Source organism: Arthrobacter sp. TE12232 (genome assembly GCF_054062615.1).
The window spans coordinates 2,690,147-2,705,554 of the sequence record NZ_JBSSFK010000001.1; the positions used below are offsets into that span (position 1 = coordinate 2,690,147).

13 protein-coding genes are annotated in these 15,408 nt (G+C 66.7%); 10 read left to right on the forward strand and 3 right to left on the reverse strand.

The features are described from left to right. Nucleotides 1–100: 100 nt before the first annotated feature. The 5 genes from ACVWZ7_RS11945 (at nt 101) to ACVWZ7_RS11965 (ending at nt 6,006) form a co-directional block, all read left to right on the forward strand. Nucleotides 101–829 carry a TetR/AcrR family transcriptional regulator gene (locus ACVWZ7_RS11945; RefSeq protein ID WP_344364732.1) on the forward strand — a complete coding sequence of 243 codons (729 nt, stop codon included), beginning with the start codon at nt 101–103 and terminating at the stop codon, nt 827–829. A 58-nt stretch (nt 830–887) separates the two neighbouring features. Beyond that, nucleotides 888–2,876 (forward strand): PTS mannitol transporter subunit IICBA, encoded by a 1,989-nt coding sequence (locus ACVWZ7_RS11950; protein WP_456507956.1) that lies wholly within the window; start codon nt 888–890, stop codon nt 2,874–2,876. Next, nucleotides 2,876–4,024, forward strand: a complete 1,149-nt coding sequence (locus ACVWZ7_RS11955; RefSeq protein ID WP_456507957.1) for a mannitol-1-phosphate 5-dehydrogenase — start codon at nt 2,876–2,878, stop codon at nt 4,022–4,024. Before ACVWZ7_RS11950 ends, ACVWZ7_RS11955 begins: the two co-directional genes overlap by 1 nt. Nucleotides 4,025–4,238: 214 nt before the next feature. Next, entirely contained in the window at nt 4,239–4,721 is a 483-nt protein-coding gene (locus tag ACVWZ7_RS11960) for a MarR family transcriptional regulator (RefSeq protein ID WP_456507958.1), read from the forward strand. Between the two features lie 58 nt (nt 4,722–4,779). Further along, nucleotides 4,780–6,006, forward strand: a complete 1,227-nt coding sequence (locus tag ACVWZ7_RS11965; protein WP_116766702.1) for an MFS transporter — start codon at nt 4,780–4,782, stop codon at nt 6,004–6,006. A 78-nt stretch (nt 6,007–6,084) separates the two neighbouring features. Here ACVWZ7_RS11965 and ACVWZ7_RS11970 read toward each other — a convergent pair whose 3' ends face one another. From ACVWZ7_RS11970 to rraA, 3 genes are all read right to left on the reverse strand, one after another. Beyond that, nucleotides 6,085–7,536, reverse strand: a complete 1,452-nt coding sequence (locus tag ACVWZ7_RS11970; RefSeq protein WP_456507959.1) for a sugar porter family MFS transporter — start codon at nt 7,534–7,536, stop codon at nt 6,085–6,087. 179 nt (nt 7,537–7,715) lie between these two features. Further along, entirely contained in the window at nt 7,716–9,374 is a 1,659-nt protein-coding gene (locus ACVWZ7_RS11975) for an MDR family MFS transporter (RefSeq protein WP_456507960.1), read from the reverse strand. Nucleotides 9,375–9,477: 103 nt separating this feature from the next. Then, nucleotides 9,478–9,954, reverse strand: a complete 477-nt coding sequence (gene rraA, locus ACVWZ7_RS11980) for a ribonuclease E activity regulator RraA (RefSeq protein WP_456507961.1) — start codon at nt 9,952–9,954, stop codon at nt 9,478–9,480. Between the two features lie 205 nt (nt 9,955–10,159). Here rraA and ACVWZ7_RS11985 point away from each other — a divergent pair, with 205 nt between their 5' ends. The 5 genes from ACVWZ7_RS11985 to ACVWZ7_RS12005 all read left to right on the forward strand — a co-directional run bounded on the left by ACVWZ7_RS11985 (nt 10,160) and on the right by ACVWZ7_RS12005 (nt 15,335). Continuing rightward, a complete protein-coding gene (locus ACVWZ7_RS11985) occupies nt 10,160–11,425 on the forward strand; it encodes an MFS transporter (protein WP_456507962.1) in 1,266 nt (421 codons plus the stop codon). A gap of 180 nt (nt 11,426–11,605) precedes the next feature. Further along, nucleotides 11,606–12,163 (forward strand): TetR/AcrR family transcriptional regulator, encoded by a 558-nt coding sequence (locus ACVWZ7_RS11990; protein WP_425547234.1) that lies wholly within the window; start codon nt 11,606–11,608, stop codon nt 12,161–12,163. 292 nt (nt 12,164–12,455) lie between these two features. Continuing rightward, nucleotides 12,456–13,667 (forward strand): NAD(P)-dependent malic enzyme, encoded by a 1,212-nt coding sequence (locus ACVWZ7_RS11995; protein WP_202615826.1) that lies wholly within the window; start codon nt 12,456–12,458, stop codon nt 13,665–13,667. 73 nt (nt 13,668–13,740) lie between these two features. After that, nucleotides 13,741–14,241 carry a DUF456 domain-containing protein gene (locus ACVWZ7_RS12000; protein WP_116766696.1) on the forward strand — a complete coding sequence of 167 codons (501 nt, stop codon included), beginning with the start codon at nt 13,741–13,743 and terminating at the stop codon, nt 14,239–14,241. 32 nt (nt 14,242–14,273) lie between these two features. Continuing rightward, entirely contained in the window at nt 14,274–15,335 is a 1,062-nt protein-coding gene (locus ACVWZ7_RS12005; protein ID WP_456507963.1) for a hypothetical protein, read from the forward strand. The last annotated feature ends 73 nt before the right edge of the window (nt 15,336–15,408 follow it).

Consider the following 15,408-nt stretch of genomic DNA (forward strand, 5'->3'; position numbering starts at 1 on the left):
CTGCGCGTGACGGCTACGTCTGCGGGCGGATCACGGCACCTGCAAAAATTGTATGTGATGTAGTTCATATAGCGTTGCTATAGGTGCTAGGGTAGCGGTTATGAGTATCGATGGCCAGCTACCACCCAAAGCCCGGCTGCTGCGTGCGGCCGCCGAGCTGCTGGCCAACTCCGGCGGGTCCGCAGTCTCGACCCGTCAGATCACGCAATTGGCCGGTGTCACGGCGCCGACCCTTTACCACCACTTTGGCGACAAGGAAGGGCTGTTCGACGCCGTCGTCGCAGCGGGTTTTGACGAATATGTCGCGGGCGAACGCGACTTCGCGCCCTCTGGCCAGCCGCTGGAGGACATCCGGAGGATGTGGGACAACCACGTACAGTTCGGGCTGAAACAGCCGGAACTGTACCTCGTCATGTTTGGCAACATCCGCCCTGAGAGCAGGCCGGCGATCGTCGCCGATGCCGAGGCCCTCATGGAGGAGATGCTCAACAAGGCGGCTGTCTCCGGCCAGCTCAACGTCCCGCCCCGGGAGGCTGCCCGGTCCATCCTGGCGGCCAACGTGGGTGTGACCCTCATGTTGATCGCGGAAAAGGCGCCCGAACGCAACCTCGAGCTGTCCACCATGACCCGCGACGCCATGATCTTTGCGGTTTCCACGGAACAGGCCCGGACCAACGATTCTGATGACAGCGGAAAATCCTCCGTGGTTGTGGCGGCAATCGCATTGAACGCAGCACTCCAGGCGTCCCACTCGGACCAGCTCTCCAGTTCGGAACTCAAGCTCTTCCTCGAATGGCTCCACCGGATCTCCACCAGCTCCACCAGCTAGCTCGGCGAAATTATCGGACCATCCTGCAAAGCAGCGGGAACGACGGTTAGGAATTCACATGGCAACAGAGACAGTTGCGAAACCAAAGACCAGCGTGCGGGTACACGTCCAGAAATTCGGGACGTTCCTGTCCGGAATGATCATGCCCAACATCGGTGCTTTTATCGCCTGGGGCTTCATCACGGCGCTCTTCATCCCAGCGGGCTTCTTTCCCAATGCGGACCTCGCCAAGCTTGTCGGTCCGATCATCACGTACCTGCTCCCGCTCCTGATCGGCTACACCGGCGGCCGGATGGTCTACGGCGTGCGTGGCGGCGTGGTGGGTGCCGTGGCCACGATGGGTGTGATCGTCGGTACCGACATCCCCATGTTCATTGGCGCCATGATCCTAGGGCCGCTCACGGCCTGGCTCATGATGAAGGTCGACAAGATCTGGGAAGGCCGCGTCAAGCCCGGCTTCGAGATGCTGATCGACAACTTCTCGGCCGGCATCCTTGCCGCCATCATGGCGGCCGTCGGCATGCTCGTGGTCGGCCCGGTGGTGAAAGCGTTCAGCAACGGCGCCAGCGCCGTGGTCGAATTCCTCGTCGTCAACGGGCTGCTGCCCTTCACCAGCATCTTCATCGAGCCCGCAAAGGTCCTGTTCCTGAACAACGCCGTCAACCACGGCATCCTCACGCCGCTGGGCACGCAGCAGGCGCTCGAACAGGGCAAATCCATCCTGTTCCTGCTTGAAGCAAACCCCGGTCCGGGCTTCGGCATCCTCCTCGCCTACTCATTCTTCGGCAAGGGCCTGGCCAAGGCGTCCGCGCCGGGCGCAGCCGTGATTCAGTTCATCGGCGGCATCCACGAGATCTATTTCCCGTACGTGCTGATGAAGCCGATGACGATCTTCGCCGCAATCGGCGGCGGCATGACCGGCATCTTCACCCTGGTGGTCACCGGCGCCGGACTCCGGTCCCCGGCCGCCCCGGGCAGCATCATCGCCGTCTACGCCGCCACCGCACGCGACAGCTACGTCGGCGTGACCCTCTCGGTGCTGTTCGCCACCACGGTGTCCTTCCTCATCGCCTCGGTGATCCTGAAAGCCAGCAAGGCACCCGCGGAGGACGACCTCGACGAGGCCACCCACCGGATGGAGGCCCTGAAGGGCAAGAAGAGCTCGGTTGCCTCCGCCCTCACCGGTGCCGGCATGAATGCCGGCGGCGTCGCGGTCCTCGCGGGCCCGGTGAAGAACATTGTCTTCGCCTGCGACGCCGGCATGGGCTCCAGCGCGATGGGCGCCTCGGTGCTGCGCAACAAGATCAAGGCTGCCGGCTTCGCGGACGTCAAGGTCACCAACTCCGCAATCGCCAACCTCAGCGACACCTACGACGTCGTCATCACCCACCAGGACCTGACCGAGCGGGCCAAACCCGCCACGGCCAGCGCAGTGCACGTGTCCGTGGACAACTTCATGAACAGCCCGCGGTACGACGAGATCGTGGAGCTGGTGAGGGCCAGCAACACGGACGGGGGAGAGGCTCCCGACGCCGGGGCTCCGGCTACCGCATCTCCTGCCGTCGGCGGCACACCGGAAGCCACCGCTGAGGCTCCCGCCGAAGAGGCTGGCCCGGCGGGCATTCTCGTGGCCGAAAGCGTCATCCTCAACGGCACCGCAACCACGCGGGACGCCGCGATCGATGAGGCCGGGCAGCTCCTGCTGGACCGCGGCGCCGTCGACTCCGGCTACCTGGACGCCATGCACGAACGCGAGGAATCCGTCTCCACCTACATGGGCAGCTACCTCGCGATCCCGCACGGCACCAACGCCGCGAAGGACCACATCATGAAGTCCGCGGTGTCGGTGATCCGCTATCCAAACGGCATCGACTGGAACGGCAAGGAAGTGAAGTTCGTCGTCGGCGTCGCCGGCATCAACAACGAACACCTGCAGATCCTGTCCTCGATCGCCAAGGTCTTCACCAACAAGGCACAGGTCGCGCAGCTCGAAGCGGCCACCACGGTTGACGAAGTCCTCGCCCTCTTCGGAAAGGTCAACTCCTAGTGAAGGCTGTTCATTTCGGAGCGGGAAACATCGGGCGCGGATTCGTTGGCCTGCTGCTGCACGATGCCGGGTATGAGGTGGTGTTCGCCGACGTCGCGGACGCCCTCATCACCCAGCTGGCTGCCGCGGACAGCTACCAGGTCCACGAGGTGGGAGACAACCCCGCCGTCCGGACCGTCGACAACTTCCGCGCGCTGAACTCCGGCACCCAGGAAGCCGACGTCGTCGCGGAAATCGCGACGGCGGACATCGTCACCACCGCCGTGGGGCCGCACATCCTGAAGTTCGTGGCGCCCGTGATCGCCAAGGGGATCGCGGCCCGCGCGGCCGGGCTGGGGCCCCTGCAGGTGATGGCGTGCGAGAACGCCATCAACGCGACCGACATCCTGAAATCCGAAGTCGCGGCCCAGTGGGATCCGGCCGCCGGATCCCTGGACGCTGCCGCGGTGTTCGCCAACACGGCGGTGGACCGGATCGTGCCCAACCAGGAGGCCGGCCAGGGCCTTGACGTCACGGTGGAGACGTTCTACGAGTGGGTGATCGACCGTACCCCGTTCGCCGGGAAAGAGCCGGTCATTCCGGGAGCGACCTTCGTTGACGACCTCGAACCCTACATCGAGCGGAAGCTGTTCACGGTGAACACCGGCCACGCGGCGGCGGCCTACTTCGGTTTCGAAGCGGGCCTGGGCAAGATTTCCGAGGCCATGGCCGATCAGGACGTCGCGGCAGACGTCCGCGCCGTCCTGGACGAAACCAAGGAACTCCTGGTGGCCAAGCACGGCTTCAACCGCGAGGAGCAGGAGGCCTATGTGGAGAAAATTCTGGGCCGCTTCTCCAACCCGCACTTGCCGGACACTGTCACCCGGGTGGGCCGCGCCCCGCTGCGCAAACTCGGCCGGCACGAACGCTTCATCGGCCCCGCCGCCGAGCTGGCCGAACGCGGGATTGTCCCGGAGGCACTGCTCGGGGCGATCGCCTCGGCCCTGCGCTTCAACGATCCGGCGGACGCCGAGGCCGTGGAGCTGGCGAAAATCCTGTCCGCATCCACGCCCGCCGAGGCCACGGAGAAGATCACGGGCCTGGCGCCTGGCCACCCGCTCTTCGCCCCTGTCTCGTCCCTCATTGAGGAAGCCAAGGCGGTCGTCTAGCCTCTTGCGATAACGCCGAGCACTAAACGCCGACGCCGCAGCTCGCCTGAGTTGCGGCGTCGGCGTGTTTAAGCCCCCGCAGAGGTGGGCCCACCGTCACCCGCCCGTTGCGCTATCACTTATGGCTCGTATTCGGCGGTTTTAGCGGCCATAAGTGATAGGGCAACCCACCCCCATTGACCATTAGGGCGCCTAACTGTTAGGCTACCTAACTATGAACGCTGAACCGGCCGACCCCGGCCTCCTCGCCCTCGCCCAGGACTTCCGCGAGGCCCTTCGCCACAGCATCTACCTCGTCCGCCGCCTGGACGCCGACGGCGAACTGAGTGCCGCGCAGCTCAGCACCCTCAAGATGCTGATGGACTCCGGCCCCGCGTCCGCCGGGGCCGGCGCCTCCGGGTCCGGAGTGCGCGTGGGGGAGATCGCCCGGAACCTCGGCGTCAAAGTGCCCAGCGCCACCGAACAGATCATCAAGCTCGAGCGCGTCGGCCTCGCCCGCCGGGAACCGGACCCCAACGACTCCCGCGCTGTCCGCGTCACACTCACCCGAGAAGGCCGCGCCGCCGTCGAGTCCGCCAATGAGCGTCGCAACACCGTCATGGCCGGCATCCTCTCGTCCCTTTCGGACGACGACCGCGCCGCGCTTGCGGCCGCGCTGCCGGTCATCGGGAAGATCAACGCAACCCTCCAGGCCTGATACTCATCCGCAATCCGGATACTCACCCACAAATTCCAATCACTTAGGAGTGCCCCCCATGCACGGCCAGTCCGCCGACATACTGCCGGCAGCGGAAGTTACCCTCGAGGCCGAGAAAGCCTCACTACTCAAACAACCCAAGGCGGTTTGGGCGACGGCCCTCGCAGCCGTGTTCGCCTTCATGGGAATCGGCCTGGTGGACCCCATCCTGCCCGCGATCGCCAAGAACCTGGACGCCACGCCGAGCCAGGTGTCGCTGCTCTTCACGAGCTATTTCCTGGTGACCGCCGTCGCCATGCTGATCACCGGCTACGTCTCGTCCCGGATCGGCGGGAAGCGGACGCTGCTGATCGGACTGGCGGTGATCGTCGTCTTCGCCTCACTGTCCGGCACCTCGGTCAGCGTGGCTGAACTCATCGGCTTCCGCGCCGGCTGGGGACTGGGCAACGCCCTGTTCGTGGCCACGGCGCTGGCCGTGATCGTCGGCGTCGCAAGTGGCGGCGCCGGCACGGCAATCATCCTGTACGAGGCCGCCCTGGGCCTGGGTATTTCCCTCGGCCCGCTCCTGGGCGCATTGCTCGGCGGCTGGCAGTGGCGCGCACCGTTCTTCGGCACCGCCGTGCTCATGGCCTCGGCGTTCATCGCTCTCATTGCCCTGCTGCCCAAGACCCCGCTGCCCGAGCGCAAGGTCCGTCTCCGGGATCCGTTGCTGGCCCTGGGACACAAGGGGCTCAGGACGACGGCGGCCAGTGGCCTCTTCTACAACTATGGCTTCTTCACCGTCCTCGCCTTCACGCCCTTCATCCTGGGCATGGACGCCTACGGAATCGGCGGGGTGTTCTTCGGCTGGGGCGTCGCCGTCGCCGTCTTCTCAGTGTTTGTTGCTCCCGTGCTGCAGAACCGCTTCGGAGCTGTCCGGGTCCTCACTGGCACCCTGTTCCTGCTGATGCTGGACCTTGTGGGACTGGGCCTGTCCGCCGGGCACTCGGTGCCCGCCGTGGTGGTCCTCGTGGTCATTTCGGGGGCGCTCCTGGGCGTCAACAACACGATCTACACCGAGCTGGCCATGGGTGTTTCCGATTCGCCCCGGCCTGTCGCCTCCGCCGGCTACAACTTCGTGCGCTGGATGGGCGGCGCCCTGGCACCGTTCGCTGCCGCGCAGTTGGGCGAGCACTTCGGCCCGCAAGTGCCGTTCTACGCCGGTGCAGTGGCCATGGTGGTGGCTATTGCCGTGGTCTTCGGCGGACGCCGCTACCTGGCAGCGCACGAGCCGCACGTGGTCTAGCGAGCCGAGGTAACAGAAACGCCCATGTTCCGCGGAACATGGGCGTTTCTGTTACCCCCTGCGCTCGCAGGGAAGGCCTCAGGCCTTGGCGGAATCCTTGGCGGATCCCTTGGGCACGAACAGTGTCTCGGCCTGTTCCAGGGACATCCCGTTGGTCTCGGGCACCTTGAACGCGACGAAGAAGAACGACGCCGCGGCGAACAGGGCGTACATGGCGTACGTCAGGGGCAGCGAGGCCGCGGCCATGACGGGGAAGCTCAGCGTGATGGCGAAGTTGGCGATCCACTGCGCGGCAGCGGCCAGGCCGAGGGCGCGGGCCCGGATCCGGGACGGGAAGATTTCGCCCAGCAGCACCCATACCAGCGGGCCCCACGAGGCGCCGAAGCTGATCACGAAGACGTTGGCGGCCACCAGGGCCGCGGGACCCCACGCGCCGGGCAGCGTGATGGCGTCACCGGAGCCGGTGGCCGAGCCGAAGGCCAGGGCCATGGTGCCCAGCGAGACGGCCATACCGATGGAACCCGCGAGCAGGATGGGGCGGCGGCCGATCCGGTCCACGAGGGCGATCGCGACCAGCGTCACCAGGATGTTCGTGACGGCGGTGGCCACGGAGATGGTCAGGGAATCCTTTTCCTGGAAGCCCACGGCCTTCCACAGCGTGGTGGAGTAGTAGAAGATCACGTTGATGCCGACGAACTGCTGCAGCACGGACAGGACGATGCCGACCCAGACAACCGGCTTCAGGCCCAGGACGTTGCCGCGCAGGGACCCCTTCTTGCCGGCGAGCTTGTCCTCCTCGATGGCCTCCTTGATCTCGCGCAGGTGGCGGTCGGTGTCCTCGCTGGGGGCAATCGACTGGAAGACCTTGAGGGCCTCGTCGTCCTTGCCCTTGAAGACCAGGAAGCGCGGGGACTCCGGCAGGGTGAAGGCGATCCAGCCGTAGATGACGGCGGGGACGGCTCCGGCCAGGAACATCCAGCGCCAGGCCTCGATGCCGACCCACAGGTTCTGGTCCGCTCCGCCGGCAGTGTTGGCGAAGACGGCGTCGGAGAGCAGGGCGGCGAAGATGCCGGTGGTGATGGCGAGCTGCTGGAGCGAGGCCAGGCGGCCGCGGACGTGCCGCGGCGAGATTTCGGAGATGTAGGCCGGTGCGATCACCGATGCCAGCCCGATGCCCAGGCCGCCTATCAGGCGCCAGAAGATCAGGTCCCAGACGCCGAAGCAGAAGCCGGTGCCGATGGCACTGGCCAGGAACAGCGCGGCGCCCAGCTTCATGGCCGGGATCCGGCCGTAGCGGTCGGCCACCTTGCCCGCGAGGTAGGCGCCGGCCGCGCAGCCAAGCAGGGCTACGGCGACGGCGAAGCCGGTCACGGCCTCGCTGAGCGCGAACTCCTCCTTGATGGCATCGACGGCGCCGTTGACCACGGACGAGTCGAAGCCGAAGAGGAAGCCGCCGACTGCGCCCGCCACGGCCAGCCAAATGACCCGTTTGGGGATCCTGGCGGTGGTCTGGTCCTGGGTGATGGTCATAAGGCTCCCTCGGCAACTCGCGGTCCACGGCCTGCGCCGCAGCTACCAAGTCTTACACCGGACCCGGTGCGGTGCCTGTCACAAGGCCGGAAAATGAGAGCAAGCTTACATTCCGGGGAAACAGCGACGGCAGGCAGTCCAAACGACTGCCTGCCGTGACGCATTGCTGCATTGAAGCCCTAGTGGGCGGCGGCCGCGGCGCTCTCCCTGGATACCGTCTTCGGGTCCGTGAGTTTCTTGTTCGGCAGGGCGAAGGTGATCAGGAAGGCGATGCCGGTGAGGACAGCGGCCGTGAGCATGACGGCGTCAATCGACTGCGCGAAGCCCTCCGTGATGGGCCGGGTCAACGTCGAATTGGCCGTGTGCAGCCAGCTGGTGTCATTCAGCGAGTCATTGCTGGCGCCGTTCTTGAAGAAGTCGTACAGCTTCGCGTTGGCGGGGTCCGCAGCCACGGCCGGATCCTTCAGCACCTTGAGGTATTCAGGGTCCTGCACGGCGTCCTTCATGCCGGTGGCGATCTTGTCGGCGGCGAGGCTGAAGAGCATGGAGATGAACACGGCCGTTCCAACCGCGCCGCCCATGGACCGGAAGAACGCGGCGGCGGAGGTGCCCACACCCATGTCCTTCGACGGAACGGAGACCTGCATGGCCAGCGTCAGGGGCTGCATGCAGAAGCCCAGTCCCAGGCCGAAGAACACGGCGATGAAGCCCGGGACCCACAGCGGCGTGTCGACGCCGAGGGAGAGGCCCATGACGACGGCGGCGCCGGTCAGGACGGCGGTGCCCAGGATCGGGAAGATCCGGTAGGTGCCCGATGCCGAGATGGTCCGGCCGGCCGTGATGGAGCCGGTGAGGATGCCCACGGTGAAGGTGATCATCATGAGGCCGGCCTCGGTGGGAGTCAGGCCCTTGACCAGCTGCAGGTACATCGGAAGCATCGCGATGGCACCGAACATGCCGATGCCGATGATGAAGTTCAGCAGCGAGGACAGGCCGAAGGTGATGTTCTGGAACAGCCGCAGCGGGATGAGCGCGTAGTCAGCGGCGTGCTTTTCGGCCAGCAGGAACGCAATGATGCCCACAACACCCAGTCCGTAGCAGAGGAAGGAGTTGGTGGAGCTCCAGCCCCACGTGCGGCCCTGCTCGGCGACGAGGAGGAGCGGGACGATCGCCAGGGTGATGGCGGCGGCGCCCCAGTAATCGATCTTCTGCTTCACATGCTTGGCGGGGAGGTGCAGGTACATGAACACCACCGTGAGCGCGGCGATGCCGATCGGCAGGTTGATGAGGAACACCCAGCGCCAGCCGTCGATTCCAAGGATGGTCTCGGTGCCTGCGAAGGCGCCGCCGATCACCGGGCCCAGGACGGAGGAGACGCCGAAGACGGACATGAAGTAGCCCTGGTACTTGGCGCGGTCCTTGAGCGCCACGATGTCGCCGATGATGGTCAGGGCGAGGGCCAGAAGGCCGCCGGCGCCCATGCCCTGGATGCCGCGGGCGATCGCGAGTTCGGTCATGGAGTGGACCGATCCGGCATAGAGCGAGCCGGCGAGGAAGATCAGGATGGCGATGAGGTACAGCGGGCGGCGTCCGAAGATGTCGCTGAGCTTGCCGTAGAGCGGCGTGCTCACCGTGGAGGTGATGAGGTAGGCGGTAGTGGCCCAGGCCTGCAGGGACAGGCCGTCGAGGTCGTTTGCGATCGTGTAGATCGAGGTGGACACGATCGTCTGGTCCAGCGAGGACAGGAACATGCCGAGCATGAGTCCCACCATGACGGTGATGGTCTGACGGTGGGTCAGGACCTCTCCTGCGGCGCGCACGGAGGTGGTTTTGGACATGACTGCTCCAAGGGGAAGTGTGGGGATCAAGCTGATAGTTGCTTTCAGTAACTATGTTACTGGCAGATTTGTTCCCGCTACTACCGTCCGAAGAAGAAAGTCCTTAGCGTTCCACCAGAATTCCGTCCGGATCGCACCAGATCATCGCGCCGGGCCGGATGGTCACGCCGCCGATCTCCAGCGGAACATCCACTTCCCCGGCGCCTTCTTTGGCGCTCTTGCGCGGGTTGCTGCCGAGCGCCTTCACGCCGAGCGGCAGCCCGGCGATGGCGAGCCGGTCCCGGATGGCCCCATTGATGACGACGCCGGCCCAGCCGTTAGCGACGGCGCTCGCCGCGATCATGTCCCCCATCAGTGCGGTGCGGAGAGACCCGGCGCCGTCGACCACCAGGACGGAGCCGCTTCCGGGAGTGGCCAGCAGGGACTTGACCAGCGCGTTGTCCTCGAAGCACCGGATGGTCCGGACCGGTCCGCTGAAGTGCGTGCGGCCGCCCAGGGACTGGAACTGCGCGGACACGGAGTCGAGCTCCTCGCCGCGCTCATCGTAAAGGTCTGCGGTATTGACGGCGGAAGCGTTCACGGTCACTCCTTCGGTGTCGGCAGCACGTGTTGGCTGCGGGTGTCATCCCCGAGACTCGCACATGCCCGGTTCCCGTGCCACCGCGGACAGTCCGCCGGGCAACTCTGCTGCGCGGTTCCGCCGCGCAACTCCGCCGCGCAACGCTGCCGCGATAGTCTGGCTCCGCACTGATACATATGCCTGATCATCAGTTCCAGGGGGAGCCATGAGCATGTCCGATACCACCGCGCCGGCGCTCGCCGAGCCAGAGCACCGCGTCCGGCCCGTCTGGACCGCAGGGGTGGTACTGGTCAACGTCGGCATCAACGCGGCATTCTTCGGCCCGATCCAGGTGCTCCTCGGCCAGCAGGCGGCAGCCTTCAGCGAACCGGACAAGGAAGCCATCCTCGCCCTCGTAACAGGCGCAGGGGCCGCCGTCTCGCTCGTCGCCAACCCTCTCGTGGGCGCCTTCAGCGACCGCACCACCGCGCGCCGGGGCCGCCGGGTGCCGTGGGTGATTTTCGGCGCCATCCTGGGCGCCGCGGCACTGATCGCGCTGGCGGGCGCCCCTAATGTCGCCGTCATGACGCTGCTCTGGTGCCTCGTCCAGGCCGGCTGCAACGGCGCCTACGCGGCCATCACCGCGGCTATCCCGGACCGGGTGCCCGTCCCGCAGCGCGGCACGGTGGGCGGACTGGCTGCCATGGGGCAGACAGTCGGGATCCTGGCCGGGGCAGTGATCGCCGCCGCCGTCACCGGAAACTTCGCCGCGGGGTACCTCGTCTGCGCGCTGGCGCTGCTTGCCGGCGTCGTGCTTTATTACTTCAAGAACGACGACGTCCCGCTGCCTGCGCAGGTCCGGCCGCCGTTCAGCCTGGCCGGGTTTGTGCGGGGCTTTTGGATTTCCCCGGCCCGCCACCCGGATTTCGCCTGGGCCTGGCTGACGCGGCTGCTGGTGAACATCGGCAACCACATGGTCACCCTCTATCTGTTGTTCTTCCTCAATGACGCCGTCCGCGTCCGTGAAACCCAGGGCATCGAGCCCGAGTTTGGTGTCCTGATCCTGACCGGCCTCTACGCGGTCATGGTGATCGCCACCAGCGTGGTGGGCGGCCGGCTGAGCGATCGCCTGGGGCGCCGGAAACCGCTGGTCATCATCTCGTCAGCCGTGATCGCCGCGGCCTCCCTCATCCTTGCGTTCGCGCCCACGTGGCCGGGCGCGCTGATCGGCGCCTCGGTGCTGGGTATCGGCTTCGGCTGCTACTTGGCGGTGGACTTCGCGCTCATCACCCAGGTGCTTCCCACGGCACTGGACCGGGGCAAGGATCTCGGCGTCATTAACATCGCCAACTCGCTGCCCCAAGTGATCGCCCCGCTCATCGCATTTCCGTTTGTGGCTCTCTGGGGCGGCTATGTCTCGCTGTATGTCGCGGCCGCCGTAATCGGACTTCTGGGCGCCGTGTTCGTGGTGAAGATCAAGGGCGTGGACTGAGCCGGGCTCGTCCCCTTCCGGGGCTCCTGCGGCCCCGGCTGACTCGCCGGACGCCCGGTTTCGTGGCGTATAGTGGACGGCAATTGCCGCGGCAGCGCTGTGGGGGATAGCTCCCGGCTGCCGAGAAAAACGACCCCCGGAACGCTGCTGATGCCTGACTTTCACTCAGATCTTCCACCGATGGCCCCTCCCCCCACTCTGCCCCGGCAACGGCTCCGCTACGTGCGGATCCTGGACGTTGCCGCAGGGTTTGCCCGCAAGGGCCTGGACTCCGTAGTCCTTTCCGAGGTGGCGGCCAAGGCGGATGTTCCCCTGGGGACGCTGTACCGCTACTTCCCCTCGGCCACCCAGCTGGTCCTGGCGCTGTACCGCAAGCAGCTGGGCGAACTCCTCGCGGGGAGCTCGCCGGCGGCGGGAAAAGCTGCGGCCCAGGCGCTTGTGGGGGTAGTGATGGAGATCTTCCACATGCGCCTTATGCAGCCTGCCGTGGAGCAGTGCCTCAACCGGGCGGTATACGTCAAGGACACGGACACCACGCGGCTGCTCCGTGAGATCGATGCGACAGCCGAGAAGGCCGTGACGGCCGCGTGCGGCGACGCCGCCGTCGCCAGGGTCCTGTTGCTGACGGTCACCGGGCTGGTCCAGGCCGTCCGCTGCCGCCGGCTGTCCCTCTTCGAAGCCGAAGAGGACCTCAAGAAGGCCTGCTCGCTTCTGCAGGGGGCACGACAGGCCGCGTAACTGGTCTAGACCGGTAGAGCTACAAACTGCACCGTGAGTGTGATCTAAGTCACATAAGGCGATGGTCAAACGTTTCACCGTTGCGCGGAATGACTGCAGTGCCGCCTCATCGCCAGGGCGCGTTGTTTACCATGGCTAGACCGGAGAACGCTGACGCCAGCAACTCCGGGGGTTCCACCGGCGACCGCCACCTCTGGTTGCCGCCGACGCCCCCGACAGACCAACTTGAGCATCTGACGTGCTCAAGCTTCCATGTGCCGTGCGCCCACGGTGATTCCCAGGAGACAACGACGTGTCCACTGAAACGATCATTCCCGCCGATTCCGCTTCCCCGGCCGAGACAGTTGCCGCGCTCAGCGACGAGGAAATCTTCGCATCCCACCAGGGCGGCAAGCTGTCGATTTCCAGCACTGTCCCGCTTGCCAGCAAGCGCGACCTCTCCATCGCCTACACGCCCGGCGTCGCCCAGGTCAGCCGCGCCATCCACGCCAACCCGGAGCTCGCCAAGACGCTCACGTGGGCCCAGCGCCTCGTGGTCGTCGTCAGCGACGGCACGGCCGTGCTGGGCCTGGGCAACATCGGGGCCAGCGCCTCGCTGCCCGTGATGGAGGGCAAGTCCGCGCTCTTCAAGGCCTTCGGAGAGCTCGACTCCATCCCGCTGGTCCTGAACACCACCGACGTCGACGAAATTGTCGAGACGCTCGTCCGGCTGCGCCCGAGCTTTGGCGCCGTCAACCTCGAGGACGTCGCCGCGCCCCGCTGCTTCGAACTCGAAGAAAAGCTCATCGAGGCGCTGGACTGCCCGGTCATGCACGATGACCAGCACGGCACCGCCGTCGTGGTCCTCGCCGCCCTGACCAACGCCGCCAAGGTGACCGGCCGGACGCTCGAGAGCCTGCGCGTGGTGGTCTCCGGCGCCGGAGCCGCCGGCATCGCCGTCGCCGAAATCCTGCTGACGGCCGGGGTCGGCGACGTCGTCCTCCTGGACTCCCGCGGTGCGATCAGCAAGGACCGCGCGGACATCGCCGCGGATCCGGCCAGCAAAAAGGCCGAGCTCGCCGCCCGCAGCAACCCGCGCGGCGTGACCGGCGGCCCCGGCGAGGCGCTGCTTGGCGCCGACGTGTTCGTCGGCGTCTCTTCCTCGAAGCTGGACGAGGAGCACCTGAAGCTGATGAACCACAGCTCGATCGTGTTCGCCCTGTCCAACCCGGACCCGGAAGTTCTGCCGGAGGTCGCTAGCAAGTACGCGGCCGTCGTGGCTACCGGACGCAGCGACTTCCCGAACCAGATCAACAACGTCCTGGCCTTCCCCGGCATCTTCCGCGGAGCCCTGGACGCCGGCGCCCGCCGGATCACCCCGGCCATGAAGCTCGCCGCGGCCCGCGCCATCGCCGAACTCGCCGAGGACGACCTGTCCGCCGACTACATCGTGCCCAGCCCGCTTGACCCCAGGGTTGCCCCGGCGGTCTCCGCAGCAGTCGCCGCGGCGGTCGAAGCCGAGTAGCCACAGCTGACCAAACGACGACGGCGGCGCTTCCTTGGGGGGAGCGCCGCCGTCGCCGTTCTAGACTGGGGCCATGAACCCCGAGAGTGCCGTGACCGTGCTGTGCGGCCTCGCCATCCTGGTGGGCGTGGCCGGAACCATCATCCCCGTGCTGCCCGGCAGCATCCTGATCGGGCTGAGCCTGTTCGCCTGGGCGTTGTGGGGCGGCGCCGGAACCACGGGCTGGGTGGTTTTCGGGATCGGCCTGGCCTTCGTCCTGGCCGGCATGGCCGCCAGCACGGTGCTGACCGGCCGGAAACTCAAGCAGCACAGCATCCCGAGCCGTTCCGTGGTGGTGGGGCTGGTGCTGGGCGTCGCCGGCATGTTCATCATTCCCGTCGTCGGGCTGTTCGTGGGCTTCGCCGCCGGGCTTCTGCTCAGCGAGCTGCAGCGTACGCGGGTGTTCAGCACCGCAGTGGCCTCGAGCTGGGCGGCGCTGAAGGCCACTGGCCTTGGCATGATCGTGGAGTTCGGCCTCGCGTGCCTTTCCGCGAGCACCTGGGTGATCGGCCTCTGGGTGGCCGCGGCCGCCTAGCAGGGGCCGGCCGGTCCTACTACCATGAGGGAATGAGCGCCACATCTGGCGAATCCGCCCACCTGAAGCCCAGTGTTCCCAGCCCCACGGGCCCGATCGGCACGGGTCCCATCCCCGCCGGCGGGTCCCGGGGGCAGGGCAGGCCGTATACCGAAACCCGCGATCTGACCCCCTTCCGCAAAGCCGTGGTCCGGACGCCCGTCCGCGGCCTGGCCGGCAACGTGGGCGGTGTGGTGACCGGACTCATGGCGGGCCGGGTCCCGGGGACGCTGGCCGCCGAGGGCGGGGTGCCCCGCCTGGGCAGAATGTCCGGCCGGATGCCGGGCAAGACGACGAAAGCCGTACACGCCGCCGTCTTCGGCAGCACCGAGCCGGACGGGCTGATTGCCCTGGCCCGCACCTATCCCGGTTGGTCCGGACTTTGCTATCTCATGGCCGGGCTGCTGGCGTACTCACACGGCGGGCATCTTCGCGCCTCCGAGCTCTTAAGGCATGGACTGAGCCTCCGGAACGACGCCGACGCCAACCGCTACGCCGCCGTGTACCTGGCGGGTGTGGTCACCAGGGTAGAGGTGGCCGAGCGGATCGAAGTTCCCGTGCTCTTCAGCGAGGAGGCCGTGGTTCTGGCCCTGTCGCATTCCCTGCGCGAGACCGGCCAGACGGAGGAGGCCCTGGCGGCGCTGGCCGGTCTGCCGCCGTCGTTGCCTCTGGCTCTGGCCCGGTGTTCCCTTGCGGCAGAGCTGGGACACGACGTCGACGTGGTGGCAGACACCGAGGGGCTGCTGAACGCGGACGATCTGGCCGCCGCCCTGTTGCTGGTGCGTGCCCGGTGCCTTCGCAGGCTCGGAGCCTACGGCGCGTCCCGTTCCGCCCTTCAGGAGGTCCTGCGGCGCCGGAAGACGCACCTGGCCCTGCGCAGCGACGCGCTGACGGACCAGGCCTTGCTTATCCTCGAGGCGGGCCGCAAGACGTTCGGCGGCCGCGAATGGCAACGCCGGAAATCGACAGAGGTGGAACATGTGGAGGTCGTCCGCAAGGACGCGGAACTGCACGAACTCTGGGACCGCGAATACGGCAGCGCTAGCGACGGCTGACAGATCACCGTGCCCACCTGGTGGCCAAATCCACGTAGCCACTACCCTTGCGGGCCTCCGTGGCGGGTAGTAC

Bases quoted from the DNA above. Each gene is read 5' to 3' on its own strand.
- ACVWZ7_RS12000 (WP_116766696.1), top strand. From the start codon at position 13,741: ATGAACCCCGAGAGTGCCGTGACCGTGCTGTGCGGCCTCGCCATCCTG.
- ACVWZ7_RS11945 (WP_344364732.1), top strand. From the start codon at position 101: ATGAGTATCGATGGCCAGCTACCACCCAAAGCCCGGCTGCTGCGTGCG.
- ACVWZ7_RS11975 (WP_456507960.1), bottom strand. From the start codon at position 9,374: ATGTCCAAAACCACCTCCGTGCGCGCCGCAGGAGAGGTCCTGACCCAC.
- ACVWZ7_RS11960 (WP_456507958.1), top strand. From the start codon at position 4,239: ATGAACGCTGAACCGGCCGACCCCGGCCTCCTCGCCCTCGCCCAGGAC.
- ACVWZ7_RS11990 (WP_425547234.1), top strand. From the start codon at position 11,606: ATGGCCCCTCCCCCCACTCTGCCCCGGCAACGGCTCCGCTACGTGCGG.
- ACVWZ7_RS12005 (WP_456507963.1), top strand. From the start codon at position 14,274: ATGAGCGCCACATCTGGCGAATCCGCCCACCTGAAGCCCAGTGTTCCC.
- ACVWZ7_RS11985 (WP_456507962.1), top strand. From the start codon at position 10,160: ATGAGCATGTCCGATACCACCGCGCCGGCGCTCGCCGAGCCAGAGCAC.
- ACVWZ7_RS11965 (WP_116766702.1), top strand. From the start codon at position 4,780: ATGCACGGCCAGTCCGCCGACATACTGCCGGCAGCGGAAGTTACCCTC.
- ACVWZ7_RS11970 (WP_456507959.1), bottom strand. From the start codon at position 7,536: ATGACCATCACCCAGGACCAGACCACCGCCAGGATCCCCAAACGGGTC.
- ACVWZ7_RS11950 (WP_456507956.1), top strand. From the start codon at position 888: ATGGCAACAGAGACAGTTGCGAAACCAAAGACCAGCGTGCGGGTACAC.